Origin of the sequence: Oceanicaulis alexandrii DSM 11625, assembly GCF_000420265.1 — a bacterium.
In the GTDB taxonomy this organism is placed as follows: domain Bacteria; phylum Pseudomonadota; class Alphaproteobacteria; order Caulobacterales; family Maricaulaceae; genus Oceanicaulis; species Oceanicaulis alexandrii.
In genome coordinates this window covers 29,208-53,937 of record NZ_ATUP01000002.1, presented here as the reverse complement: position 1 = coordinate 53,937, position 24,730 = coordinate 29,208, and the positions used below count along the sequence as shown (strand labels likewise).

Sequence of the window (24,730 nt, the reverse complement as noted above, 5' to 3'; positions counted from 1 at the left end):
CGCAGATATGATGCGCAGGCGCGCTTGGCTGCCAGCGCCAGAAAGGTCGAGGGCATATCAATATTCATAAAGTCCGACTCGCCAGTGTTTCCAGCCGAGGGGCGCCCCGGCTCTCGGGTGCTGGGAAACGCACAGTCGGCTGCGCCCCGAATAACGAGGTCGAGCAAAGTCTACCGGTTCAGAAAAAGAAGAATGGTGCCCGGGGGCGGATTCGAACCACCGACACGCGGATTTTCAATCCGCTGCTCTACCAACTGAGCTACCCGGGCGGCGAGACGCAAATCAATGTGCGTCGCGCTGAGGACGCGGTTTATAGGCAAGCACGCGGGGGCTGTCCATGCCCTCCAATCAGTCTTGTGCAGTCAATTTCAGATTTGTCCGGTCTGCCTTCCTGCTTGCCCATACAGGTCGGGGGCTGCTACGCGCTCTGCCAAGAATAAGACTAAAACCTCCGAGGCGAGCAATGAAAAACAAAGTCTGCGTCAGCGCGCTGGCCCTGATGGCCGTGCTGGGTGAAGGCGGCATGGCGTTCGGCCAGTCCGTCACCGACGATGTCATCACCATTACGGCGGGTCGCGCGCCCGGCGCGCAGACGGGCGACCGCCCGGTGATCACACTGGATTCAGACGCGCTCGCCGCCAGCGGCCTGTCCGACCTGGGCGACGCGCTGGCGTTCAATCCCGCCATTGTCGGCTCTGAGTTCAATGACGATCCTGGCACCCAGAACGACACCTCCGGCACGTCGAGCGTCAATCTGCGCGGCCTGGGCCTCGGCGCGACTTTGGTGCTGGTCAACGGCGTCCGGCAAGCACCCTCTTCGGTGGCCTCTGACGACGGCGCCAGTTTTGTGGACATGAACGCGCTTGTGCCCGACATCGCCATCAGCCGAGTCGAGATCCTGAAAGACGGCGCCTCGCCCTTGCACGGCTCGGACGCCATTGCGGGCGTGGTCAATGTCATCACCCGCGACGGGTATGAGGGCTTCGAGGTTCAGACCGAAGCGCGCGGGCCGGACGGGTTTGACGGCGCGGGCTTCACCTCCATCCTCTCCGCCCTCGCCGGGACCGAGATGGGCGCGCTGCACCTGACCGGCGCGATCAGCTATCGCGACACCGATGGCGTTGAGGGCTTTGAGACCGACTTCATTCCGGGCACAGGCCTGTCAGCCCTTGGCCAGCCGGGCGCGTATTCCGTTCCCACGCCGGGCGGCCGTCAGCTGATCATAGACCGCGATTGCGCAGCGGCGGGCGGCCAGCCCTTGGTGCTGGGCGCGGATACAGCCTATGGCACGCCGGGCTATTGCCGGCTCGATTACGGCCAGTTCTTCTCACTGATCCCTGATGAAACCCGACTGAACCTCTATGGCGCCCTTAGCGGCGATTTCGGCGACACGCGCCTGACCGTGCGGGCGGCCTGGGCCGATACGCAGCTGACGCGCGGCAACTCCCCCTCCCTGCCCGCATTGAGCTTTCCCACCATCCCCGTCGCCAATCCGGGCAATTATTTCGGGCAGGACGTGGTTTGGAACGGGCGTCCGCGCGGCGTCAGCGCAGGCGCGGCGCGCCGTAGTTTTGATCATGACACGCTACGGCTGGACGCCGGGCTGGAACATGACTTTGACGCTCTGGGCCGCGACTGGACGGGCGCGGTCACGCTGGCCTATTCCCGCAATGAGCTGGAAGCGACCATTACCGATCATATCGGAGACCGTGTGAGCGCAGCGCTCAATGGGTTCGGCGGCGCCAATTGCCAGACGGGCGCCAGCGCCGGCGATGAGAGCGCGGGCTGTTCCTGGTTCAATCCGTTCGGCTCCGGCGCGCTGGTCACAGACCCGTCAGATCCGCGCTATAATAATCCGGAGCTTCTCGACTGGATGCTGGGCGAGGATGTGCGCACCTCCACTTCCGAACTGACCAGCCTGGACGCCAGCGTGACCACCGCAGCCCTGTTCGCGCTCCCCGCTGGCGACGTGTCCTTGACCGTCGGCGGACAGCTGCGCACCGAAAGCCTTGAGGTCAATCACGGCCAGACCTTCAATGACGACGCCTTCCTGTTCATCGTCGGCGGGCCCGATTATTCCGGTGAGCGTGACGTGGCGAGCGTGTTCGCGGAAAGCGTCATCCCGCTTCATGAGCGCGCACGCCTGACCCTTGCGGCGCGGTATGAGGACCTTGAAGCGTTTTCCTCCACCGATCCCAAGATCGCGCTGGCGGTGGATATCACCGAAAGCCTGACCCTGTCGGCGAGCTGGGCGCAATCTTTCCGCGCGCCGTCCCTGCATCAGCAAGTCAGCGCCACGACCACGCTGCAGTCTCTGACCCTGGGCAATCAAAGCCTGTTCCGCCCCGTGCGCACGGTGGGCTCGACGGCGCTCGATCCTGAAAGCTCAGACAGCTACACGCTGAGCGCCAGCTGGCGCAATGGCGGCTGGAGCGCGCGGGTGGACGCCTGGCGGCTTGAGGTCGAGGACCTGATCATCGAGGAAAGCGCCAACGCCATTCTGGCCGCCGACTTCGCCGATGACGGGGTCTATAACGACCCCCTCGTCGAGCTGTCCCAGGCTGGCGATGTGGTGCTGGTGCGCGCCAATTTCGTCAACGCCCCCAGCGTGGAGGCGCAAGGCGTGGACTTTGCGATCTCCCATGATGGCGTGGATCTGGGCCGGTTCGGCCTGATCAATGCAGGGCTGGACGCGGTCTATATCGACGAATTCACCCTCTTTGACCCCGTTCTCAACACGACGATCGAAGCCGCAGGCAACCGCAACTTCACCAACTTCGCCCGCTCCCTGCCGCAATGGCGCGCCAGCGCACGCGCCGGCTGGATGAACGGGCCGTGGAGCGTCAATGCGCAAGCGCGCTTCATCTCGTCCTATGACGATGATGAAAACGGCGGCGCTGAAATCGACAGCTGGACCGCCTATGACCTTCAGGCGGGCTGGAGCGAAGAGGTGCGCGGCCATGTGCTGACCGCCTCTCTGGGCGCCCTGAACGTCTTTGACGAGGCGGCGCCGACCGTGAACACGCCGCTGGGCTATGACACCAAGGTACATGACGCGCGCGGCCGGGTGCTCTACGCCCGGATCAGCGTGGCTCGCTAGGGTCAGAGTTCAGATCAAACAAAAGCCCCGCAGCGATGCTGCGGGGCTTTTTTGTCGTCGACGGCGGATCAGTGTTGATCCCCGCCCTCCTCATCGCCGCGCGCTTCGGGCGGCAGGGCTTCGGGCGGGACCGGTTCGCCCGGCACCGCGTAAGCGCCGGAGAACCAGCGCCCAAGGTCTGCATCGGCGCAGCGGGCCGAACAGAAGGGCTTGTATTGGGGATCGACGGGTTTCTTGCAGATCGGGCAGCCGGGTTTGGATTTGCTCATAGCGGGCGCACCTCAAAATTGCGCGCCCCCTTTGCTTCGTCCAGAACCAGTTCAAACCGGTCGCCGAGGCGCGATTTCATCGCCTTTGACCATCCGATGGGATCGTTTTCAAGCCAGGCGTGAACCTCTTTGCCCGCCAGGAGCGCCAGACGGCCGCCGCGTTTGGCCTGACCTTCCGCGTCCAGACGGCGCAGCGCGGCGAGCGCACAGGTCTCGACACTGTCGACGCCAAAGCGTTCCCAAGCAATTTCGTGCAGGGCGCGGCCCAGGCGCTGACGCGCCAGCTCCACGATGGCGAAGCGACTGGACGGCGCCACATCGACCTTGGCGGGGTCGCGCTTGAACGCGCCCTTCAGCGTCTGGTCGAGCTGGCTCTGATCCTGTTTCTTCTTCAAGGGCAGGAAATCGATGGCGATGACGCCGCCAATCCCGCGCAAGCGGATCTGGCGCGCGGCTTCACGCGCCGCAGTCTTGTTCAAATCCAGCGCCATTTTCGGCGCGCCGCCCTGGGACTGGCGTCCGGCGGCGTCCACATCGATGACCGTCATCGCCGTCACCGGCTCGATGATCAGCTTGCCGCCGCCCGGCAGCGGGACCACAGCCTCCAGCGCCTCGTCAAACAACTCATCAAGGGCGACATCCGCCTCTTTGGGCGTGCGCACGGGCGCTTCAAACATCATCGACAGGCGTTCCGCCAGCGGCGGCGCCGCCACCACGATTTCCGGCGCCTCGCCCGGCTCGACCTCAAACAGGGTCAGCGTGGGGCCTTTTTCCTGAAATTGTTCGCGCGCGATCTGAACGCCGATAGCGGCGCCTTCATGCAAACCTTCAGGGCGCCCCGCCTTGCCGAACGGCAGAAAAGCGGTCGGGCCGCGCCCAATCTCGCAGAACGCGCCGTTCAGCGATCCGTCCACCTTGGTGACGCGGGCGCGAAACACTTCACCGCGCAACGCACGTTGGCCGCGCTCGGACCAGCGCTCCAGGTGAAGCTCGATGGCGCGATCACCATCCAGAACGGCGGCGCGGGTTTCACCCACATGCTCAGCAGCGACGATTCTCAAAACACATATCCCAATCCGACCAGCATCTGCCGCGCCTCATAGACCGGAAGTCCCATCACCCCGGTGTAAGAGCCGATCAGCTTGCTGATATAGGCGCCGGCGCGGCCCTGAATGCCGTATCCGCCCGCTTTTCCATCCCACTCCCCGCTATCGAGATAAGCGGTGAGTTCATCTTCGCTGAGCCGTTTGAAGGCCAGCCGGGTTTCGACCACGCGGCTGATCTCGCGACCGTCCGGCGCGCGCACGGCGACGCCGGTATAGACCCGGTGATTGCGACCGCTCAAAAGCCGCAGACACGCCTCGGCGGTTTCCCGGTCTTCCGATTTGGGCAGGATGCGGCGGCCGACGGACACGACCGTGTCGCTCGCCAGGACAAAGGCGCCTGGATGCTCGGCGGCCGCGAGTTTCTCGACCGCCAGCCGCAGCGCCAGATCGCGCGGCAGCTCGCCAGGTCGTTCGGTCTCGTCGATATCGGTGGGCGCGATCTGATCGGGCGGCGCACCGATCCCGACCAGCAGATCACGTCGACGCGGAGAGGCGCTCGCCAGCACAAACGGCGCGCGCACGGAAACGGGCGTCACGCTCACCTTATTTGAAGCGATAAGTGATGCGCCCTTTGGTCAGGTCGTAAGGCGTCATCTCGACCAGAACCTTGTCGCCAGCCAGCACGCGGATGCGATTCTTGCGCATCTTGCCCGCCGTATGAGCGATGATTTCGTGATCATTTTCCAGTTTGACCTTGAAGGTCGCATTGGGCAGCAGTTCCACGACTTCGCCTGGAAACTCCAGCAGTTCTTCCTTCGCCATGCAGCTCCTCTTGATCAATGGCGTATATCAGGCGCGAGTGCGCCAAACGCAAAAACCCCGTACGCTTTAGCATGAGATATCATGCCAGCGTCGGGCGGTCTCGTGCCGCTATATAAGCGGGATCGCGGCGATCGTCGAGCGCGGTTGTAAGGACTAGTCCGGATTAAACGCCGAAATACGCGCTTTTATGTCGTCCCGCGCAGCGCGATAGGCGTCCAGACGCGCTTCATGACGGCCTTCAGCCGCCGCGGGGTCGGGAATCGCCCAGAGCTGATAGTCCGCCCCGCGCGCGTCTGCGAAGGCGCTTGCGGCGGGATCGGCGTCCTCGGCCAGACACACCACAAGCTCGACCGGGTCGTCCGCAGTGTCGGCCAGATCGCGACATTCAAAGTTTGACAGATCGACCCCGCTCTCCCCCATGACGTTGATCATGAAGCCGTCCGGCCAGGCGGCCGGCTCCACGCCGCAGGATCGCGCCAGGCAGTCGGCTCCGAAACGCGCTTTCCAGAAGCCTTCAGCCATGGGAGAGCGCACCGCATTGCGGCCGCACACAAAAACGACGGAGGGGACCGCCATGCTCAGGCGCCTCGCCGGTGCAAGGCGCAAATGAGGGTGAACAGACGCCGCGCCGTATCGAAATCCACCTCGATCTTGCCTGCCAAGCGCTCACGAAGCAGCTCGGAGCCTTCGTTGTGCACCCCGCGCCGCCCCATATCGATCGCCTCGATCTGGCCCAAGGGCGCGTCGCGCACAGCCGCGTAATAGCTTTCACACATCAGGAAATAATCCTTGATGATGCGGCGCAGCGGCCCCAACGAAAACACGAACATGCGAACGGCGTCGCCGTTTTCGCGCTTGATGTCGAAAACCAGACGCTGATCCTCGATGGCGAGACGCAGCGCATAGGGGCCCGCCTCGGAATCGGCGGGATGAAATGTGTTGGAGTCCAATAGATCAGCAATGGCCACGCGGCGCTCATGCTCCACGGCCTCATCGGCCTTGCCGATGGTCAGTTGGTCAAGCTCGACCGCGACCAGGCGCTGATCGGTCATAAAGAACTCCTGTCGACCCGGTTGCGGGTCATGCCTCGTCTTCGTCTGGATGGCTCGGCCGCGCCGCCGCCCGCCAGGGCTCGGACACATCCGCCAGAGCCATATCAATGCATTCCACCTCAAGACGCAGCTCGCCGCCACCGGAAAAGGTGAAGCTGAGCACCCCGCCCGGCGCTTCATCAGGCTCAAACGCCAGCGTCAGGAGGCTGATCACCCCATCTTCATTGGCCTGATTGAGGCGTTTGGCCTGCGCCTTGAGCACCGAGCCAACCTGCAGCGCCGCGCGCACGCGCTCGCCATGCCCCTTGCTCGGACCTTCCCAGCGGAACCGGTTGAGCGCCAGCGTGAACTGGCGCGCTTTCGGCTCGTACTGAAAATCGCCCAGCAGCCCCACAGCGTCCTGCAACGCGGCGGAGAGCACGGCGAGATCGTCAGTGGATTGCGCCAACAGGCGCATCGGCGTGTAGCCGGTCATTCAGTTCTCCGCAGTTTCAGCAACGCGGCGAATCTGCGCGCCACAGGCGGACAACTTGTCCTCCAGGCGCTCAAACCCCCGGTCCAGATGGTAGATTCGGTTGACCACAGTCTCACCTTCCGCAGCAAGACCGGCGATGACAAGGCTGACAGATGCGCGCAGATCGGTCGCCATCACCGGCGCGCCTTTCAGCGCGCACGGGCCGCGCACCACTGCCTCATTGCCGCGCACATCGATCCGGGCGCCCAGACGCGACAACTCCGGCGCATGCATGAAACGGTTCTCAAAAATGGTTTCGCGGATCACCGAGGCGCCCTCGGCCAGGCTCATCAGCGCCATGAATTGCGCCTGAAGATCTGTCGGGAAGCCCGGAAATGGCGCCGTTTGCATATCGACCGCCTTCAGCGCTCCATTGCGCCGGACACGGACACCGCCCTCTTCCGCCTGAACATCGACCCCGGCCTTGCGCAGCAAATCCCAAAGCGCGCCATTATGATCAAAGATCGCATCCTTGAGCAGAACGTCGCCGCCCGCCACCGCAGCGGCGGCCATGGCGTAGGTTCCGGTCTCGATCCGGTCTGGAACCACGGCCCAGTCCGCCCCATGAAGCTTAGGCACGCCCTCAATGGTGATGGTGGCGGTTCCCGCGCCGCTCACCTTCGCGCCCATGGCGTTCAGGCAACCGGCGAGATCGGCGATTTCCGGCTCACGGGCGCAATTTTCAAGCACCGTTTCGCCCTTCGCCAGCACCGCCGCCAGCATGGCGTGCTCGGTGGCGCCCACGGACACCATGGGAAAGACGATCCGCGCACCGGTCAGCCCGCCTGACGGCGCCTTGGCGTTCACATAGCCTTCAGACAGCTCGATCTCGGCCCCCAGCGCCTCCAGCGCCTGCAAATGCAGATCCACAGGGCGCGCGCCGATGGCGCAACCGCCCGGCAGCGAGACCTTGGCGTGGCCGACCCGGGCGATCAGAGGACCGAGCACGTTGAAGCTCGCCCGCATCTTGCGCACCAGGTCGTAGGGCGCGAAGGGCTCGCCCAAAGCATCGGCGTGCATGAACAGCCTCGCTCCGGCGCGCTCCTCCACCGTGACGCCGAGATGCGCCAGCAAATGCCCCAGAAAGCGCGTGTCGGCGAGCCGCGGCATGCGCGACAGCTCCAGCGGCTCGTCCGTCAACAAACAGGCGGCCATCAGCTTGAGCGCGGAGTTTTTCGCGCCTGAGATCTCGATGTCACCGGAAAGGCGCGATCCGCCGCGAATAGAAATGCTGTCCATACTGCCCTCATGGTCCTAAGGCGTGCGCCGACGCCAGCGCCCCACCCTTCAGCGCCCGTAGTAAAGGCATTCGCACGATGACGAAATGAGGGCGTCACAGAGGCGATGATTTGTGGGCGCCGCGCTTTGAACGCAAGGGCGCTGAACGCTTTAAGACGCGTCGCCCGGTTTTGGCGCATCGCTCTTGCGCGCCGCCGCCTTGCGTCGTCGCAAATTGGCGCGCAAGGCCTGGGCCAGGCGCTGCTCTCGATCGGTGGGCGGTGTTTCGCCCTTTGCAGGCTTGTGATCTGAGGTGCTCATGGGCTCTCAACTGCCTTATATCTGCAAAAGAGGTCAAGCCCGGTCTTGGCGCGAGAAGAATCAAACGCTATAAGCCCGGCTCCGACGACGCGAGAGCATGCTCTTGCTACCGGACGCCGCTATAGCTCAGGGGTAGAGCGTTCCCTTGGTAAGGGAGAGGTCGAGTGTTCAATTCACTCTAGCGGCACCACTCTTTCTTCAAAATTTTCATATAGCCCGCAAACAGGCGCTCGTGTCTTGCGAACTCGTTGGTTTGCAAGCTGCTGGCTTGCTCCTCGTGAGGATGCATATGCGTCCAGCTTTCGTTGCAAAGCACTGCCAGGAAGGTGTTTTGCAAAGCCTGGCGATTGAGCCCTGGCTTTCAGGTGAGCCCCACACGCCCGTACTGGCTAGCTGCATTAAAAGATGCGATGCAAATAATTCGTATGGCCTGCAAACAGACTCCGCCTTGTTACCTTCGCGCTTCCAAACAGAAGCAAATAAAGTAATAAATCGAAATAATTGTCTAGCGCGTCGTTTCTGCCAGGTCCCGTCGAATGCCACTTATGACCCCGCTTTTTCCCGCGCTTGAGCCCTACGCAAGCACCCGCCTTCAAGTTGATGACGCCTTTGAGCTTTATGTCGAGAGCTCAGGCGACCCCGACGCGCCCACCGTTGTATTCGTTCACGGCGGGCCGGGTTCCGGCGCCAGCCCGCGGCACCGGCGGTATTTCAACCCCAGCAAATGGAACATCGTGCTGTTTGACCAGCGCGGATGCGGTCGCTCACGCCCCTTGTTCGAGCTGGAGACCAACACCACCGCACATCTGATCGAGGATATGGAGCGCGTGCGAGAGGCGCTGGGTCTGGAGCGATGGACCCTGTTTGGTCCGTCCTGGGGCTCCACGCTGGCTCTCGCTTATGCGCAAAGCCATCCGGACCGTGTTGAAACGCTGGTGATAGAAGGCGTCATGCTCGGCGAACGCGAGGAAATGGACTGGTTTCACGATCCTGCGGGCGCAGGGTCGATCCGTCCTGACGCGCTCGAACGCCTGATGCAGGGCGTACCGACCGCCTGTCAGACCCCGCTCGACTTTCGTCATTGGGCGCTTGAACGGATGCAAGATGAAATCGCCGCCGGGCGGCCGCTTCTGGCAGGGCTTGAAGATCCGGATACTCCGCTGGAAACCCTGCAGCAATCGGTTCTGTATCGCTGGAGCGAGTATGAGGAGACCCTGGGCTGGCTGGACAAGTCCAATGCCGAGATCAAGAAGGACTATGCCGAACGCGGCGCCGACTGGCTGACCGCGCATTCATTGCTAGAGGCCTGGTATTTCGCTCATGACTGCTTTCTGGAACCGGGGCAGATTCTGGACAACGCCCGGTCGCTGACCATGCCGGTGCACATAATCCAGAGCCGCTATGATCTGGTCTGTCCCGGGCGCGCCTCCCAGCGGCTCGCCGAAGCCGCCCCGAATGCGCGCCTGCACTGGGTGGAACGGTCAGGCCATATCATGACCACTCCAATGCATCGCGAAGTCCGAGCCGTGTTCGAGGCGCTCGCCGCACATCGCCGCTGACCCGACGAGGCGTATCAGCTCACCATGCAGACAACGCCGAGCGTCTCCACTGATTGGCGGCGACGCACACATACACAAAATCGCCGTCCCAGCATAAATCGCCCGCCTGGCCCGGCGCTGCAGCGCTCGCCGGCGTATGGCTGGCGCTCAGGCTAAGCCGACCTGACAAGACGCTCAGGCCCGACAGCGTCACCACGCCGTCTCCCGCTGACACCTTCAGCGCTTCCAGCCAGCTCGCGCCATCGTCTGAGACCTTGATGGAGAACGCCTCATCGCCCGTCAGTCCAAGCTCGGCGCGGCCGGACCAGTTTGATTGAAACACCAGGCTCGCCGTTCGCGAAGCGTCCGACTTGTTCATCGTCAGGCGCATATCGCCCGGCCCGGCGTCATCGGCTGACATCAAGACGCCTGTGGATTTGATCGCGACCCGATTGACGGGGTCCGCCTGCGTCCCCACCCCCAGCGCTTCAAGCCCCCCAAGCGCACGAACCTGGTCTTTGAGGGCGGTCCATTCGGCGCCGTCATGAATCAGGCTCACCGCTTCATCCGCCACATAGACGGTCAGCCCCGCCCAGGGCTGAACGGCGGTCCAGACGCCTTCGTGAAACACCATCAGAACGCCTTCGCTTTGCGATGACCAATCTGCGCCCTGAGGCGCATCGGGCAGAAGATAGCCCTCTCCTTCCGACGGCGTCTCAGGTTGACCTGACAGAGTGCGGCTCAACACGCTGGCCTGCACCAGCATATCCAGACGCGCCAACGCCTCGTTGACGGTCACATGTTTCTGGGCCTGGGCCGGCATCAGCCAGGGCAGGCCCAGCCGGGGGGTGCGCTCTTGCATCGGGATCAGTCCTTTCACCGCTGACAGGACACAAGCTTAGAAGGCGGAGCAGCGGTAGCGGATAAGCCGCTCCGCTTTCCGCAGTGGCGAAACGTCCGCAAGCGCGGCTTTTCTAATCGTCAAAGCCGGTGTACCCACACGATATGACTGACTCTATCCGCCCCCTGGCCGAGGGATTTGAGGCCATCGACGACGCGCAATGGCGCGTCATGGCAGAGGCCGCCCTCAAAGGCGCTCCGCTGGAGCGGCTTGTCCGCAAAACCCTCGACGGTGTCGCGCGTGGACCGTTATTCACGCGGACCGACCGTGACCAGATCGGACCGTTGCCCGCGCCGGGGGCTGCGCCCTATTTGCGCGGGTTGACGGCGGAACGCGACCCCTATCTGCCCTGGGGCATCCGCCAGATCATTGATGACGCGGCCCCCAAAGCCGCGAACGCCGCACTCCTGAGCGAGCTGTCAGGCGGGGTCAGCGAGATTGCGCTCACCCTTGACCCCACAGGGGCCATGGGCGTCGCGGTCAGGACGCTCGACGAGCTGAAAACCGTACTGGACGGGGTCATGCTCGATCTCGCGCCGGTCTATCTGCAGCCCTCGCGCATGGCGCCGCAATACGCGGCTCTGGCGCTGGCCTATATGCGCGATCAGGGACTGGACCTGAGCACGCTGAAAGGCGGACTCGGCCTGTCGCCCATCGGGCAGAAATCCCTGGCCGGCGGCGGCGCGGAAAACCTGCCTGAACGCCTGAAGCGTACGGCGGAAGCCGCCGCCTGGTGCGCCGATCATGCGCCTAACATCAAGGTGGTCTCCATCACCGCCAACGCCCCGCATGAAGCGGGCGGTTCGGCGGCGCAGGAGCTCGCTTTCGCCTGCGGCGGCGGCGCCAGCTATATGCGCGCCTTCATTGATCATGGTCTGACGCCGGATCAGGCCGCCAATGCGCTGGAGTTCAGCTTCGCCGCTGATGCTGACGTGCATCTGACCATCGCCAAGCTGCGCGCCGCGCGACGCGTCTGGGCCAGAGTGGCGGAAGCCTTCGGCTGTTCGCCGGAAGCGCAAGGCATGCGCATTTGCGCCATCACCTCCTCGCGCATGCTGACGGCGCGCGACGCCTGGACCAATCTGATCCGCAACGCCTGCGCGGGTCTTGGAGCTGCTGCGGGCGGCGCGGATTCCATCACCGTAAGGCCGTTCAACGAACCCTTGGGCGCGGCCACGTCGTTCGCCCGGCGTGTGGGGCGCAATCTTCAGATCATGCTGATGGAAGAGAGCCATCTGGGCGTGACTGCAGATCCGGCAGGCGGCAGCTATCTGCATGAAACCCTGGGTCACCGACTGGCGCAGGCAGGTTGGGATCTTTTCCAGCAAATCGAACGCCGCGGCGGCCTGTTTGAAACGGTCAAGGCGGGCTGGCTTCAAAACGAAGTCGCCAAGAGCCGCGACGCCTATGTGGCGCAATACGCTGAAGGCCGCGAAAGCCTGATCGGGGTGACGCAATACGCCAATCTGGAAGAACGTCCCGTCGAGGCGGGCCAGCGCAGCTATACGCCGCCCAAGCTCGATGCGCCGACGCTGGAGCCGCAGCCCTTTGCCGACAAGCTTGAAGCCGCCGCCAACGGTCACGCCATTCGCCTGCTGGAAGCGCCGGATCAGAACTGGCCGCCCTTGCGATACATGCGCATGGCGGAGCCCTTTGAAGCGCTGCGCGACGCCGCCGACGCCCATGCAGAAAAGGCCGGTCAGGCGCCCCGCGCTTTCCTCGCCACTTTGGGCGCGCTGGCGGATTTCAACGCCCGCGCCAGCTTCGCCTCAAACCGGCTCGCCGTTTCCGGGGTCGAGACCGATCCCGCGCGTGAATACGCCGACATCGACGCCTGCGCGGACGCCTTTGCGGAAACCGGCTCAAAACTCGCCGTGATCTGCGGCACGGACGATGCGTATTCCGACATGGCGGAAGAGCTTGCGGAAGCGCTCAAACAGGCCGGCGCGCAGGAAATCTGGGTGGCGGGCAAGCCGGGCTCCATTCCCGGCGTCGACCACTTCATTCACATGCGCAGCCATAGCCTCGAGGATGGCGAACGCGCCCACACCGTTCTGGGAGTGAGCTCATGAGCCAGCATCCTGATTTCACCCAGATCGGTTTGGGCCAGCCCGACATCCAACCAGGCCCGGCGCCGGAGCGCGCGCCTCACATGACGGCGGAAGAGCTGCCGATCCAGCCCGCCTACACGTCCGAAGACGTGGCCGGGCTTGATTTCACTGACGGGTATCCCGGCGCCGCGCCCTACCATCGCGGCCCCTACCCAACCATGTTCGTCCAGCGCCCCTGGACGATCCGGCAATATGCGGGCTTCTCAACGGCTGCGGAATCAAACGCGTTTTACCGCCGCAATCTCAAGGCCGGTCAGAAGGGCCTGTCGGTGGCCTTCGATCTGGCCACTCACCGCGGCTATGACAGCGACAATCCGCGCGTGATCGGCGATGTGGGCATGGCGGGCGTCGCCATCGATTCCATCCTCGACATGCGCCAGCTCTTTGACGGCATTCCGCTCGATCAGATGAGCGTGTCGATGACCATGAACGGCGCCGTGCTGCCGGTTCTGGCGCTCTATATCGTCGCCGCCGAGGAACAGGGCGTCAGCCCCAAACAACTTTCAGGAACGATCCAGAACGACATCCTGAAAGAGTTCATGGTGCGCAACACCTATATCTATCCGCCGCGCCCCTCCATGCGGATCATCTCTGACATTTTCGCCTATACGGCCAAGGAGATGCCGCGCTTCAACTCGATCTCGATCTCCGGCTATCACATGCAGGAGGCTGGCGCCCCCGCCGATCTCGAGCTCGCCTACACCATCGCAGACGGTCTTGACTACATTCGCTCCGGCGTCGAGGCGGGGCTGGATGTGGACGCGTTCGCGCCACGGCTGAGCTTTTTCTGGGGCGTGTCCATGAATTACTTCATGGAGATCGCCAAGATGCGCGCCGCGCGCCTGATCTGGGCCAGCCTTGTGAAAGCGCGGTTCAACCCGAAGAACGCCAAATCCCTCGCCCTGCGCACCCACAGTCAGACCTCGGGCTGGTCTCTGACCGCCCAGGACGTGTTCAACAATGTGGGCCGCACCGCGGTCGAGGCCATGGCGGCGGTCGATGGCCACACCCAGTCGCTGCACACCAACTCGCTGGATGAAGCTTTGGCCCTGCCGACCGACTTCTCAGCCCGCATCGCGCGAAACACCCAGCTGGTGCTCGAGACCGAGGCGCACCTCACCGACGCCATCGACCCCTGGGGCGGCAGTTATTATGTCGAGCGGTTGACCCATGATCTGGCCGCCCGCGCGCTGGACCATATCGCGGAAGTGGATTCGCTGGGCGGCATGGCGAAAGCCATCGAAGAGGGCCTGCCCAAGCTTCGCATCGAGGAAGCCGCCGCCAAGACGCAGGCGAAAATCGATTCCGGCCTGCAGACGATTGTCGGCGTCAACAAATTCCGCCTCAACGAGCCTGAAGACATTCCGGTTCTGAAAGTGGACAATTCCAAGGTCCGCAAGGAACAGCTCGCCAAGCTTGAAAAGCTGCGTGCCGAACGCGACCCCAAAGCTGTAGAGCATGCACTTGAAGCGCTGACCAACGCGGCGGAGCACGGCGGCAACCTCTTGCAGCTCTCCGTCGAGGCCGCCCGCGCCAAGGCGACGGTGGGCGAAATCTCGGACGCCATGGAAAAGGTGTTCGGCCGCCACAAGGCAGAAATCAAATCGGTTCAGGGGGTGTTCTTGAAAGCCTCAGGTGATGACGAAAAGGTCAAGAAGGCGCTTGAAGCCTCTGACGCCTTTGCTGAAAACGAAGGCCGCCGCCCGCGCATCCTGATCGCGAAAATGGGCCAGGATGGCCATGATCGCGGTCAGAAGGTCGTCGCTTCCGCCTTCGCCGATCTGGGCTGGGATGTGGATATCGGTCCGCTCTTCCAGACCCCTGAAGAGGCCGCGCGTCAGGCGGTGGAGAACGACGTCCACGTGGTCGCCGCCTCCTCGCTAGCCGCCGGTCACCTCACCCTGGTGCCCGAGCTCAAGAAACAGCTCGCCGAAATGGGCCGCCCCGACATCACCATCATTGTCGGCGGCGTCATCCCGCCCGAAGACGTCCCGATCCTGAAAGACATGGGCGCGGCCGCGGTCTACCCGCCGGGTACGGTGATTGCGGACAGCGCGGTGGAGCTGATCAATATTGTCGCTAATGCGAGCGCGGCCTGACAGGACCGTAAGGTGACATCCATGGTGTGAGCCTCCACGCTTCGTCTCAAACACAAAAGCGAAGGAGCCTCCCCATGATCGTCACCACCACACCGTCTGTCGAAGGCCGTCATATCCACGACTACAAGGGCGTCGTCACCGGCGAGGCCATTCTGGGCGCGCACCTGTTCCGCGATCTGTTTGCGGGCATACGCGACATTGTCGGCGGCCGGTCGGGCTCTTACGAGAAATCCTTGCGTGAGGCCCGCCAGATCGCACTGTCAGAGCTTGAAGACGAAGCGCGCAAACTCGGCGCGAACGCCGTGGTGGGCGTCGATCTCGACTATGAAGTGATCGGCGAGCAAGGCTCCATGCTGATGGTCTCCGCCTCCGGGACAGCGGTGGTGCTGGGCTGATCCTGTGTTCTGCAGCGCTGTGAAGGCTTCAACCGACCGGCATGGGTTCGCCGGACACGCCGTCGAATGACAAACTCAAAGACTAAACTCATGTCATCCCCCGCTTTATGCGGGGGACCCATGCCGGTCGGGTTCAGAGCGATAGTCGGTTCCAGAGGTCAGCCCAGTCCGGATTCTCCGCTTCGATCAGATTGATCTTCCATTGGCGCGGATATCGCTTGATGCGTTTCTCGCGCCGGATGGCGTGCTCCACACTGTCATAGGACTCAAACCAGACCAGTCGTTTGACGCCATGGCTCTCGGTGAAGCCTGGCGCTAATCCTTCGCGATGCTCATGCACCCGGCGCAACAGATCATTGGTGACGCCGCAATAGAGCGTCCCATTTTTCTGGCTGGCCATTAGATAGACGAAATACATTGCGCCAGCATGGCGAGCGCTGGATTGCGGGGCAATAGTTCGGGCATGGGTTCGCCGGACAAGCCGTCGAATGACCGTGATAGGGGCGAGCGCCCCAATCTCGCAACACCTTATGATGAATGCAAAATTTTAGCGCCTTGCAGCGCCCGATCACCTTGCGTTCATGTTTGGCGAGGCAAGGTCCGCCTGCATTCGCCGCCACTCTACAACACAGGGCGGACGAGCCGGGCTGGCGACACGCGCCAGACGAACAGACCTTTCTTGGGGGACGCCATGAACAAGACCTTTCTGACCGCCGTCGCGATCGCCGCAATCGCCAGCACCGCCGCCATCGCTCAGGATTACACCCTGAACCCGACCTATGGCACGCATTCGCTGGACGCCGGCTTCCTGCCTGATCCCGCCGAGCTGCAAATCACCGCCGGCGGCATGGTTGATGCGGGCAATGTGGGATGCGCCGGCGCCATCGCCAACGCGCCGGACGCGCGCCTGATGTGGGGCGGCGGCGAGATGACTATCGGCGCCAACTCGAACGCCGACACCACGCTGGTGGTGAATGGTCCGGACGGCGAATGGTACTGCTCGGATGACGTGAATGGCCTCAATCCGGCCATCCGCTTCGGCGAGGCCGGCCAGTACGACATCTGGGTCGGCGTCTATGAAGGAACCAACGCCCCGGCGACCCTGTACGTCACCGAATACTAGGCGCTTCGCTCAAAACAGACTGCCGTAAGGCGGCGCTCACCCGAGCGCCGCCTTTTTCTGTTTAATCCAGCGCGAACGCCTCCAAAAAAGTTCCCGTTCAGCCCGGACACAATCGCTCTGCCCTTCACGCCCCCAAAACTCAATAAGAACAATTTCGTGCTGTTTTGCGGCACGATCACCTTGCGTTCATCTTTGGCGGGGCATGGTGCCCCCGTACTCGTGTTCGACTTGCACATAAGGCGAAGCGAGCATTACGCTGGCGATGATCGTCAGTTCTATTTTTCTCTTTTGGGGGACGCCATGAAAAAGACCTTCCTGACCGCCATCGCTATCGCCGCTGTCGCCAGCACCGCCGCCATCGCGCAAGATTACAGCCTGAACCCGAATTTCGGCACGTATTCGCTGAATGCAGGCTTCCTGCCGGATCCGTCTGAAGTGAACATTGTCGCAGGCGGCTCCATCAACGCCTCTCGCCTGGGCGGCAGCTGCGCCGGCAACATCTCCAACGCGCCGGACGTGCGTCTGCAGTGGTCGGGCGGTCGCATGACCATCGGCGCGCGCTCGGGTTCGGACACCACGCTTGTGGTCAACGGTCCGGACGGCAGCTGGTACTGCAATGACGACGCCAACGGCCTGGACCCGGCCATGGTGTTCAACCAGAGCGGCCAGTACGACATCTGGGTCGGCACCTATAATGGCGGCACCGCCTCTGCAGTGCTCTACGTCACCGAATACTAAGGCCTTTCGTCCTTATTGACTGACAAGAAGCGGCGCCCGCCTCGGGCGCCGCTTTTTTGTGCGCAACAGCCGAGCAAGCGCTATGCAGGCCGCTTTTTCGCCACAGGACCGGGTTTGCCCCTGTTTCGCCACGACAATCCGTCTAGTCTATCGTCTGGTCCGTTTCTGGAGATTTGCCATGCCCCGCACCCTCCTTGTCAGCCTGACCGCGCTCAGCCTTGTCGCCTGCGCCTCAAGCCCTGGCCCCGTTTACGGCCCGGCCAGCGCCTATTCCAATGGCGCAGGCTATTCGGACTACCGGATTGAAAATGATCGCTGGCGCATCCGTTATACTGGCGCCCGCGGTCAGGACGAGGATGATCTCGAACGGTTGGCCCTGCGGCGCGCAGGCGAGCTTGCGATTTCAAACGGCTATGACTGGTTCACCGTCGTGCAGCGTCAGGTCGAGACCGAAGGCGATGAAAACGAACGCCCGGTTCGCGTGGGCGGCTCTATCGGGCAGACATTCGGAACAGGCGGGTTTCGCGGTTCCAGCGTCGGCATCGGCATCGCCATCAATCCCGGCGCCGGCCAGACCGAGACTGAATTGAGTCTCGAGATCATCGCCGGACGCGGCGAGCCCCGCCCGGACGGCGCCTATGACGCGGCGCGCATGGCCAATCCCGCCGGCGCCTACGCCCCAGGCTCCCTTTAGGGCCTGACTTGCGAAATCCCGCGAACCGGTCGACTTTGCAAGATCAGTTAGCACAGCAAAGAGGCGGGCATGCGCGCGCTATGGCTCACCGGACCGCTCGCCCTGGTCGCTCTGACCGGGTGCGCCGTCACCTCAGACGCTTTTGTCAGTCCGCCGCTCAGCGCCTATGGCCCCGCCAGCGCCAGCGTGGACGGGCTGGGCTATGACGCGCTGCGGACCGGGCCTGACACCTGGCGGGTCTGGTACACCGCCCCGGCACGCACAGACGACGCGCAGGTTGAGCAGTTCGCCCTTCGCCACGCCGCCGAGACGGTTCACAACGCTGGCTATGACTGGTTCCGCATCCGTTATGATGCGACGCCGCGTCATGCAGACGGCTATCGACCAGTCAACCGCTCGGGCGACATCACGCCCGCCTATGTGGACGAGGTGGAGCGCGCCGGGCCGATGGGACTGGTGCGAAACTGGATTTTCCGCGAAGGCCCACAAGGCCAAATCACCGCAATCCTCGACGTACAAGGCGGACGGGGCGCACGTCCGGGCGGCGCTTATGATCCGGTGGTGATCATCGGCTCTTATCCGTAATCGCGGACGAATGACACAATTGCGCTTGCTCCCCGTCCCGGCTCGCGTTTGAACAGACCCATGACAGACGCGCTCGCAGAAAAGCTGATCGACGGAGATCGCGCCGCCCTCGCCCGCGGCATTACTCTGGTGGAGTCCACGCGCCCCGAGCACCAGGCTCGTGCGCGGGATTTGCTCACCCACGTCATGGACCGCACTGGCAAAGCCTGGCGCGTCGGGCTGACAGGTGTGCCGGGCGTGGGCAAGTCCACCTTGATAGAGCAACTGGGTAGGCATCTGACTGCGCAGGGCCGCAAGGTCGCGGTGCTGGCGGTGGACCCGTCTTCATCACGCACAAAAGGCTCCATTTTGGGTGACAAGACCCGCATGGGCGCGCTGGCGGTGGGTCGAAACGCCTTTATTCGGCCCTCGCCCAGCGCCGGCTCCCTGGGCGGAGTCGCCCGCAAAACCCGCGAATCCATGCTGCTGTGCGAGGCGGCGGGCTATGATGTGGTGATCGTCGAGACCGTGGGCGTGGGCCAGTCTGAAACCGTGGTTGCAGACATGGTGGACGTGTTCGTAGCGTTGATGCTGCCCGGCGCCGGCGACGAGCTGCAGGGCATCAAGAAGGGCCTTCTGGAACTGGCTGAAATCCTGTTCGTAAACAAGGCTGATGGGGAAAACGACACCCGCGCCCGCCGCGCCCAGCGCGACCTAGAAGCGGCGCTGCATCTGTTCGCGCCGGTCAGCCCGCACTGGAGCCCTGCGGTCTTACGAGGCTCTGGGTTGACCGGCGACGGCGTTGAAGCGCTGTGGGAAACGGTCAAGAAGCACCGCCAGGCGCTCGAGAACGCAGGCGCCTTGGACGCCAAACGGTCAGGTCAGCAAGTGCGCTGGCTCTGGTCGATGGTCGAAGAACGCGTCCTGCAGAGCTTTCACGCGGATCCTGACATCAAGAAGCTAGCGCCAGAACTGGAACGGGCGGTCGCGGAAGGACGCTTGCCCGCCAGCGAAGCCGCAGAGCGGCTGTGGCGGGCCAACAAGCACTGAGATGTCTCAAGGCGCCTAGGCGGACAGCGCTTTCGCCTGCCCCACCCAGTCATCACGCTCAATGCGGCCGCGACCGTTGATCATGTCATCCATGCGCGCCACATCGTCGGCCGTCCAGTTCGCGATCTGGGCCAGCGAGGTCACGCCGTTCTCAGACAACTTCGCCGCCGCTTTCGGGCCAAGTCCTTTGATCTGGGTGAGATCATCGCTGACCGGCGCGGTCTCGGTTTCGGGTTCGGGGGCGCCCGACGTGTCAGCAGACGCGCCTTTTTCGGTGGGGGAGACCAGATCCGGCGCCGCCTCCTGCAGCAAATCAGCGGCGCGTTTTTTGGGCGCCGCAGGCTCGGCCTTGACCGGTTCGGCGTCCAGAGTCGCGCTCGTCGCGTGACTGTGCGGCCCCTGGGCCGGCTCAAGCAGGCCGCGCGGGCCGGACTTGGGCGTCTCGTCGGACTTGCCGTGCAAAATCCAGCCTGTCACGACACCGCCAATAAAGGCCAGCAGCAACAGGATCCACATATTCCAGATCAGCCACATCATCAGCCTTGTTCCTCTTCCAGTTCGGCGGGCATGGGGTCAGGGGCGGCACGCGGGGTCAGTCGAAACTGCATGGCGTCCTGAGCGCCCAACGGCGCCGCTTCGGCCAGGAAATGCGCCCGCTCGACCCCGGCTTCCGCCATGGCGTCCGCAGCCGCCTCGCCGCGCATCAGAGCCAGACCCGCTCCTTCATCGCCAGATTCGTCGGCGCGCACAGCGATAATCAGATCGCCTGCGCCCACACAGGCGGCGTAGACTTCGCCAGCGCGACGCAAGGCGGCGCGGCTCTCATTCGTCAATGTGTTACGGCCCGGCGCGAAAGCGATGGGACGGCGCCCCAGCGCGCCCCGGATCAGCAATTCGCATAAACCTGCATCGGTCAGTTCAGCCTGGTAGCTTTCACCATCGGCGCGTACGAGCGCCGCGGCTTGAAAGCCGACGGGCGCTTCCGCAAACAGGCTCCGCACCTCACGTGCTGCGGCTGGGCTCGGCGCCAACCCGGTCAAGGCCGCACGATCGCGCGTGACCAGCCCGGCCCCGGCGTCCAGCTGCCCCAGCGCCTGAATCATGTCTGACACCATGCGTTCCCAGCCTGCCGGCGCCCCGCCGGGGGCAAGCCTGAACAGGACATCCACCCGTCCAGAACTTTGCTCACGCGCCAGATCGGCCAGACGCTCTCCGGTTTCGGCATCGGGGATCAGGCCGTCCAGACGCATGCGACCACCCGTCAGGTCGAGCCGCAAAGCGAAGCTTTCCGCTTCACCGGGCAAACGGGTCTGATCAAAAACCTCCGTCACGCCGCCAGCGACGACGCCCCCGGCCCAGCTGGCGGTGGCGACGGCCTGTAACGCCGAATCGCGCGCCTGGCGGGACGGCGCCAGGCCACTCAGGGTGGCGGTTTGCCCATTCATCTCGACCCGCGCCCATTCATCCGCGCGCATGGCGTACAGCGCATCATCCGCAGCGCCCTGAAGGCGCTCTTCAAGCACCTGAGCAGACATGGGACTGGCGTGAATGGCGACGCCCCCGAGCACCAGGAACACTGCGCCGGCAATGAGAGCGGCTTTTCGACGTGGAGACAGCATGGCGGCGATCCGGAATCGGCGGCTGGAGGAGTGCGATCATACGACCTACTCCCAAGGATGGAAAAGCTTAATCCTCCCCAAAGCTGAACGGCGCGGCGCCGCGCAGATGGGGATCGACACGTAAGGCGCGTTGCATAGGGGGAAACGCACGGACGGCGCAATCGTTCCGGTCACACAGACGGCAAGACAAGCCAATGGGCGTGTAGTGCTGGCCAGGCTCGTAGACGATCCGATCCGCATCATTGACCTCACACCCCACAGCGACCGCATTCAGCGCCGCTCCACCATCCGGGAGGGGCCGAGCAACCGCGCGAGAGATGGAAATGAACCGGCTGCCATCTGTCAGCTCGAGCCCCTGCACATGCAGTTGTTCCGGCGTCCGGAACACATCAAACAGGCGCCAGCGCGCACACCCGCCCCCTGATCGTGCAAACGCCAGGACACCGCCGCCGAAGCGCTTGGTCACATTGCCGGCCTGATCGGTCCGGATCATGAAAAACGACACGCCCCGCGCTCCCGGGCGATGCAGCGTGGTCAGGCGATGGCAGACTTGCTCAAAGCTCACTTCGAACCGTCGGCGCAATGCGTCGATGTCGTACCGACTGCGTTCGGCCGCCTCGAAAAAGGGCTGGTAAGGCATCATCAGCGCCGCTGCGGCGTAGCTCGCCAGAGTCGAACGCAACATGGCGCGCGCATCATCACTGAGCCCGGCCGCCCGATGCGCTTCCTGATCGAGCACATCGCCCAGTTCCAGATTGACCAAGGTCACCGCCAGGTGAAACACCCGCCCCGCCGGCTCCAGCAAATCGGACAGCAGGAGCTTGCGCGCATGAAAGTCAAACCGGCGCAGGGCGCCGCCCATAACAGCGTCGTCATATAGGCGCACAGCGGCGCCGTGAGATGACTTCAAGCGCGCAGTCAGCGCCGCACCAAGATCTGAGCTTTCGTCCAGGCTGGCGCGGAACCGATCGCAGGCGTCTTCTATAGCGGGGAAATAGTTTGAAGCGGCGTCCAGCGCATCGCGCACTTCTTCGAGCGGGCTCAGAATGGACGCCCCCTCCTCCCCGGTCGCGCGCAGGGCCAGGTCGGCCGCGGCGGCGTTGCTTTCCCGATAGGCCTGGTGAAGCTTCGCCAGCGCTTCAGCGGCGCGGGGGTGGGCGTCCGCCAGCTCTTGCACGTCGCGCGCGTCCAGGTCCGCGCTTTTCAGTACCGGATCTGCAGCAGCTTCCTTGAGATCCGCCAGAAGCTGACGATCGCTTTCAGCAGCGAAGGCGCGCACATCCACATCAAACACGTCTGCGAGCGACAACAGGACACGCGCCGTGACGGGCCGCTGATTGCGCTCCAGCAAATTGAGATAGCTGGCGGAGACATTGAGGCTCTCGGCGAATTGGGCCTGGGTCTGGCCCAGCTCCTTGCGGAGGCGACGCAAGCGGGCACCGGCGAAAAGCTTTTCCTGAGAGGCGCTCATTTGTAAACTTTATTACATCCATACACAGTGACAAGTGTTTATCGTATACTTCGTATCCTCTTTTTATGCAATGAGGTCATGGCCACGCTGCAGCTGCGTTGTAAGGTCGTTGACAACAAACCTTGCCAAAAAGGGGCAACCCCGATGACCACTTTCTACGATCTGGTTCCCGCCGCCGCCAAAGGCCGCTTTGACGGCATCGAGCGCAATTACACCGCTGATGACGTTCTCAAGCTGCGCGGCTCCGTGCAGATCCAGCACACCCTCGCCGAGCGCGGCGCAGCCAAGCTGTGGGAGCTGATCAACAATGAGCCTTACATCAATGCGCTGGGCGCCCTGTCGGGCAACCAGGCCATGCAGATGGTTCGTGCGGGCCTGAAAGCGATCTATCTGTCAGGTTGGCAGGTCGCCGCCGACGCCAATGTCGCCGGCGCCATGTATCCCGACCAGTCTCTGTATCCGGCGAACTCCGCCCCGGAGCTGGCGAAGAAAATCAACCGCACCCTTCAGCGCGCCGACCAGATCGAAGTCGCTGAAAATGGCGAAGCCAGCCGTGACTGGTTCGCGCCGATCGTGGCTGACGCTGAAGCCGGTTTTGGCGGCACGCTGAACTGCTATGAGATCATGAAGGCCTTCATCGAAGCGGGCGCTGCGGGCGTTCACTTCGAAGACCAGGTCGCCGCGGAAAAGAAATGCGGACACCTGGGCGGCAAAGTGCTGATCCCGACCAGCCAGCATGAACGCAACCTCAACGCCGCACGCCTGGCCGCCGACGTGATGGGCACGCCGACCTTGACCGTGGCCCGCACCGATGCGGAATCCGCCACCCTCATCAACTCTGATGTGGACGAGCGCGACCATGAATTCATCGATTATGACGCTGGCCGCACCGCAGAGGGCTTCTACCGCCTGAAGCCGGGCATGGGCGTGGACCACTGCATCAAGCGTGGCCTGGCCTACGCCAAAGTCGCCGATCTTCTGTGGTGGGAGACCTCCAAGCCGAACCTGGATGAAGCCAAGCGCTTCGCCGAGGCGGTGCAAAAGAAATATCCCGGCAAGATGATGGCGTATAACTGCTCGCCCTCTTTCAACTGGGAAGCCAATCTGGACAAGGCCACCATCGAGACCTACCAGCGTGAGCTGGGCGCGATGGGCTACAAGTTCCAGTTCGTGACGCTGGCGGGCTTCCACCAGCTTAACTACGGCATGTTCCAGCTGGCCTCGGGCTACCGGGATCGCGGCATGGGCGCTTATTCCGAACTGCAACAGGCCGAGTTTGGCGCCGAGAAGGATGGCTACACCGCCACCCGTCACCAGCGCGAAGTGGGCACCGGGTATTTCGACCTCGTGAACATGACCCTGTCAGGCGGCAAGGCGTCGACCACCGCTATGGGCGCGTCGACCGAAACCGACCAGTTCAAGACCGACGCAGCGGAGTAATCCGCTCAATCGACCTCAGAGCTTGCGTTGGTGGACACGCAAGCCCTGACTGAGGGCGCTGTGGCGGGCCGCTGGATGCCCGCCCGGCGCTCTCAAGCATTTCTGGACCCGAGTTTATGCCAGCTCTGCTTCTCCAACTGACCAGGAGACCGTCATGACCCCGGTTTGTGATTTGTGCGACGCGTTCCCAGAGGCTGTTCAAGTGCTCGAACCCGCCCTCAAATCGTATGGCGGCGAACAGGCTTTTTATGGCCAGGTGGAGACCATCCGCACCCATGAAGACAATTCTCGCGTCCGCGAGGCTGTGTCTGAACCCGGCTCGGGCCGCGTGCTTGTCGTTGACGGGGGCGGATCATTGAAACGATCATTGCTGGGCGGCGATCTCGCCGGCAAAGCCGCAGCAAACGGATGGGCGGGCGTGATCGTCAACGGCGCCGTGCGCGACGCGGCTGAGCTGGAAGCGGAATCCCTGGGCGTGCTCGCCCTGGCGCTGATTCCGATGAAAACCGAAAAGCGCGATCTTGGCGTTCGCGGCGTCCCGGTCACTCTGGCGGGCGCTGTCGTGCGCCGCGGCGACTGGGTTTATGCTGACCGTGACGGCGTCATCGTCTCCGCCGAGCCGCTACATCTGCAAATCTGAAACCA

At 63.4% G+C, this 24,730-nt stretch carries 26 protein-coding genes and 2 tRNA genes; 13 read left to right on the top strand and 15 right to left on the bottom strand.

The genetic code is table 11. The annotated features are described in order from the left end of the window. Positions 1-193: 193 nt before the first annotated feature. Positions 194-269 (bottom strand) — tRNA-Phe (locus G405_RS0112885). A gap of 194 nt (positions 270-463) precedes the next feature. Here G405_RS0112885 and G405_RS0112880 point away from each other — a divergent pair. Then, positions 464-3,100 carry a TonB-dependent receptor domain-containing protein gene (locus G405_RS0112880; RefSeq protein ID WP_022701933.1) on the top strand — a complete coding sequence of 879 codons (2,637 nt, stop codon included), beginning with the start codon at positions 464-466 and terminating at the stop codon, positions 3,098-3,100. 68 nt (positions 3,101-3,168) lie between these two features. On the opposite strand, the gene G405_RS0112875 is transcribed toward G405_RS0112880, so the two are convergent. From G405_RS0112875 to G405_RS17095, 9 genes are all read right to left on the bottom strand, one after another. Continuing rightward, positions 3,169-3,369 (bottom strand): DNA gyrase inhibitor YacG, encoded by a 201-nt coding sequence (locus G405_RS0112875; protein WP_022701932.1) that lies wholly within the window; start codon positions 3,367-3,369, stop codon positions 3,169-3,171. Continuing rightward, complete coding sequence (locus G405_RS0112870) at positions 3,366-4,430, bottom strand: ribonuclease E/G (protein WP_028284801.1); 1,065 nt, start codon at positions 4,428-4,430, stop codon at positions 3,366-3,368. The genes G405_RS0112875 and G405_RS0112870 overlap by 4 nt, the downstream gene beginning before the upstream one ends. After that, positions 4,427-5,011, bottom strand: a complete 585-nt coding sequence (locus G405_RS0112865) for a Maf family protein (protein ID WP_028284800.1) — start codon at positions 5,009-5,011, stop codon at positions 4,427-4,429. The genes G405_RS0112870 and G405_RS0112865 overlap by 4 nt, the downstream gene beginning before the upstream one ends. A gap of 7 nt (positions 5,012-5,018) precedes the next feature. Continuing rightward, complete coding sequence (gene infA / locus G405_RS0112860; protein ID WP_009800516.1) at positions 5,019-5,237, bottom strand: translation initiation factor IF-1; 219 nt, start codon at positions 5,235-5,237, stop codon at positions 5,019-5,021. 153 nt (positions 5,238-5,390) lie between these two features. Continuing rightward, positions 5,391-5,813, bottom strand: a complete 423-nt coding sequence (locus tag G405_RS0112855) for an arsenate reductase/protein-tyrosine-phosphatase family protein (RefSeq protein WP_022701929.1) — start codon at positions 5,811-5,813, stop codon at positions 5,391-5,393. Between the two features lie 2 nt (positions 5,814-5,815). Beyond that, the gene (locus tag G405_RS0112850; RefSeq protein WP_022701928.1) at positions 5,816-6,289 is read right to left on the bottom strand and encodes a UPF0262 family protein; all 474 of its coding nucleotides are present in this window, start codon (positions 6,287-6,289) and stop codon (positions 5,816-5,818) included. Between the two features lie 28 nt (positions 6,290-6,317). Continuing rightward, positions 6,318-6,764, bottom strand: coding sequence for a DUF2948 family protein (locus tag G405_RS0112845; RefSeq protein WP_022701927.1), 447 nt, complete (start codon positions 6,762-6,764; stop codon positions 6,318-6,320). Next, complete coding sequence (gene murA / locus G405_RS0112840; protein ID WP_022701926.1) at positions 6,765-8,042, bottom strand: UDP-N-acetylglucosamine 1-carboxyvinyltransferase; 1,278 nt, start codon at positions 8,040-8,042, stop codon at positions 6,765-6,767. Between the two features lie 150 nt (positions 8,043-8,192). After that, complete coding sequence (locus tag G405_RS17095) at positions 8,193-8,342, bottom strand: hypothetical protein (RefSeq protein WP_022701925.1); 150 nt, start codon at positions 8,340-8,342, stop codon at positions 8,193-8,195. Positions 8,343-8,457: 115 nt separating this feature from the next. Between G405_RS17095 and G405_RS0112830 the strand changes: the two genes are divergently transcribed. Beyond that, positions 8,458-8,532: transfer RNA gene (locus G405_RS0112830), tRNA-Thr, on the top strand. 355 nt (positions 8,533-8,887) lie between these two features. Further along, entirely contained in the window at positions 8,888-9,901 is a 1,014-nt protein-coding gene (locus tag G405_RS0112820) for an alpha/beta fold hydrolase (protein ID WP_040705771.1), read from the top strand. Positions 9,902-9,920: 19 nt separating this feature from the next. Here the strand turns inward: G405_RS0112820 and G405_RS16055 are convergent, their stop codons facing one another. Then, complete coding sequence (locus G405_RS16055) at positions 9,921-10,742, bottom strand: DUF2793 domain-containing protein (protein ID WP_022701923.1); 822 nt, start codon at positions 10,740-10,742, stop codon at positions 9,921-9,923. 143 nt (positions 10,743-10,885) lie between these two features. On the opposite strand from G405_RS16055, the gene G405_RS16050 reads away from it, so the two are divergent. From G405_RS16050 to G405_RS0112800, 3 genes are all read left to right on the top strand, one after another. Beyond that, on the top strand, positions 10,886-12,853 hold the full coding sequence (locus G405_RS16050; RefSeq protein WP_022701922.1) for a methylmalonyl-CoA mutase family protein: 1,968 nt from the start codon (positions 10,886-10,888) through the stop codon (positions 12,851-12,853). Next, positions 12,850-14,991 (top strand): methylmalonyl-CoA mutase, encoded by a 2,142-nt coding sequence (gene scpA / locus G405_RS0112805; protein WP_022701921.1) that lies wholly within the window; start codon positions 12,850-12,852, stop codon positions 14,989-14,991. The genes G405_RS16050 and scpA overlap by 4 nt, the downstream gene beginning before the upstream one ends. 74 nt (positions 14,992-15,065) lie before the next feature. Next, positions 15,066-15,386, top strand: coding sequence for a heavy metal-binding domain-containing protein (locus G405_RS0112800; protein WP_009800528.1), 321 nt, complete (start codon positions 15,066-15,068; stop codon positions 15,384-15,386). A 133-nt stretch (positions 15,387-15,519) separates the two neighbouring features. On the opposite strand, the gene G405_RS0112795 is transcribed toward G405_RS0112800, so the two are convergent. After that, entirely contained in the window at positions 15,520-15,804 is a 285-nt protein-coding gene (locus G405_RS0112795; protein ID WP_022701920.1) for a GIY-YIG nuclease family protein, read from the bottom strand. Between the two features lie 273 nt (positions 15,805-16,077). On the opposite strand from G405_RS0112795, the gene G405_RS0112790 reads away from it, so the two are divergent. The 5 genes from G405_RS0112790 (at position 16,078) to meaB (ending at position 19,555) form a co-directional block, all read left to right on the top strand. Next, complete coding sequence (locus G405_RS0112790; RefSeq protein ID WP_022701919.1) at positions 16,078-16,509, top strand: hypothetical protein; 432 nt, start codon at positions 16,078-16,080, stop codon at positions 16,507-16,509. A gap of 300 nt (positions 16,510-16,809) precedes the next feature. Beyond that, positions 16,810-17,247 (top strand): hypothetical protein, encoded by a 438-nt coding sequence (locus G405_RS0112785; RefSeq protein ID WP_022701918.1) that lies wholly within the window; start codon positions 16,810-16,812, stop codon positions 17,245-17,247. A gap of 178 nt (positions 17,248-17,425) precedes the next feature. Further along, positions 17,426-17,941 carry a CC0125/CC1285 family lipoprotein gene (locus tag G405_RS0112780; protein WP_022701917.1) on the top strand — a complete coding sequence of 172 codons (516 nt, stop codon included), beginning with the start codon at positions 17,426-17,428 and terminating at the stop codon, positions 17,939-17,941. Positions 17,942-18,010: 69 nt separating this feature from the next. Beyond that, positions 18,011-18,526, top strand: a complete 516-nt coding sequence (locus G405_RS0112775) for a CC0125/CC1285 family lipoprotein (protein WP_022701916.1) — start codon at positions 18,011-18,013, stop codon at positions 18,524-18,526. A gap of 60 nt (positions 18,527-18,586) precedes the next feature. Beyond that, positions 18,587-19,555 (top strand): methylmalonyl Co-A mutase-associated GTPase MeaB, encoded by a 969-nt coding sequence (gene meaB / locus G405_RS0112770; protein ID WP_022701915.1) that lies wholly within the window; start codon positions 18,587-18,589, stop codon positions 19,553-19,555. A 15-nt stretch (positions 19,556-19,570) separates the two neighbouring features. Here meaB and G405_RS16665 read toward each other — a convergent pair whose 3' ends face one another. From G405_RS16665 to G405_RS0112755, 3 genes are all read right to left on the bottom strand, one after another. Further along, on the bottom strand, positions 19,571-20,092 hold the full coding sequence (locus G405_RS16665) for a helix-hairpin-helix domain-containing protein (RefSeq protein WP_022701914.1): 522 nt from the start codon (positions 20,090-20,092) through the stop codon (positions 19,571-19,573). Next, the gene (locus G405_RS0112760; protein WP_022701913.1) at positions 20,092-21,174 is read right to left on the bottom strand and encodes a hypothetical protein; all 1,083 of its coding nucleotides are present in this window, start codon (positions 21,172-21,174) and stop codon (positions 20,092-20,094) included. Before G405_RS0112760 ends, G405_RS16665 begins: the two co-directional genes overlap by 1 nt. A 67-nt stretch (positions 21,175-21,241) precedes the next feature. Further along, on the bottom strand, positions 21,242-22,606 hold the full coding sequence (locus G405_RS0112755) for a helix-turn-helix domain-containing protein (RefSeq protein ID WP_233346055.1): 1,365 nt from the start codon (positions 22,604-22,606) through the stop codon (positions 21,242-21,244). A gap of 183 nt (positions 22,607-22,789) precedes the next feature. Here G405_RS0112755 and aceA point away from each other — a divergent pair, with 183 nt between their 5' ends. Together aceA and rraA are read left to right on the top strand one after the other, a co-directional pair. Then, positions 22,790-24,085 (top strand): isocitrate lyase, encoded by a 1,296-nt coding sequence (gene aceA, locus G405_RS0112750; protein ID WP_022701911.1) that lies wholly within the window; start codon positions 22,790-22,792, stop codon positions 24,083-24,085. 154 nt (positions 24,086-24,239) lie between these two features. Beyond that, the gene (rraA, locus tag G405_RS0112745; RefSeq protein ID WP_022701910.1) at positions 24,240-24,725 is read left to right on the top strand and encodes a ribonuclease E activity regulator RraA; all 486 of its coding nucleotides are present in this window, start codon (positions 24,240-24,242) and stop codon (positions 24,723-24,725) included. Positions 24,726-24,730: the final 5 nt, after the last annotated feature.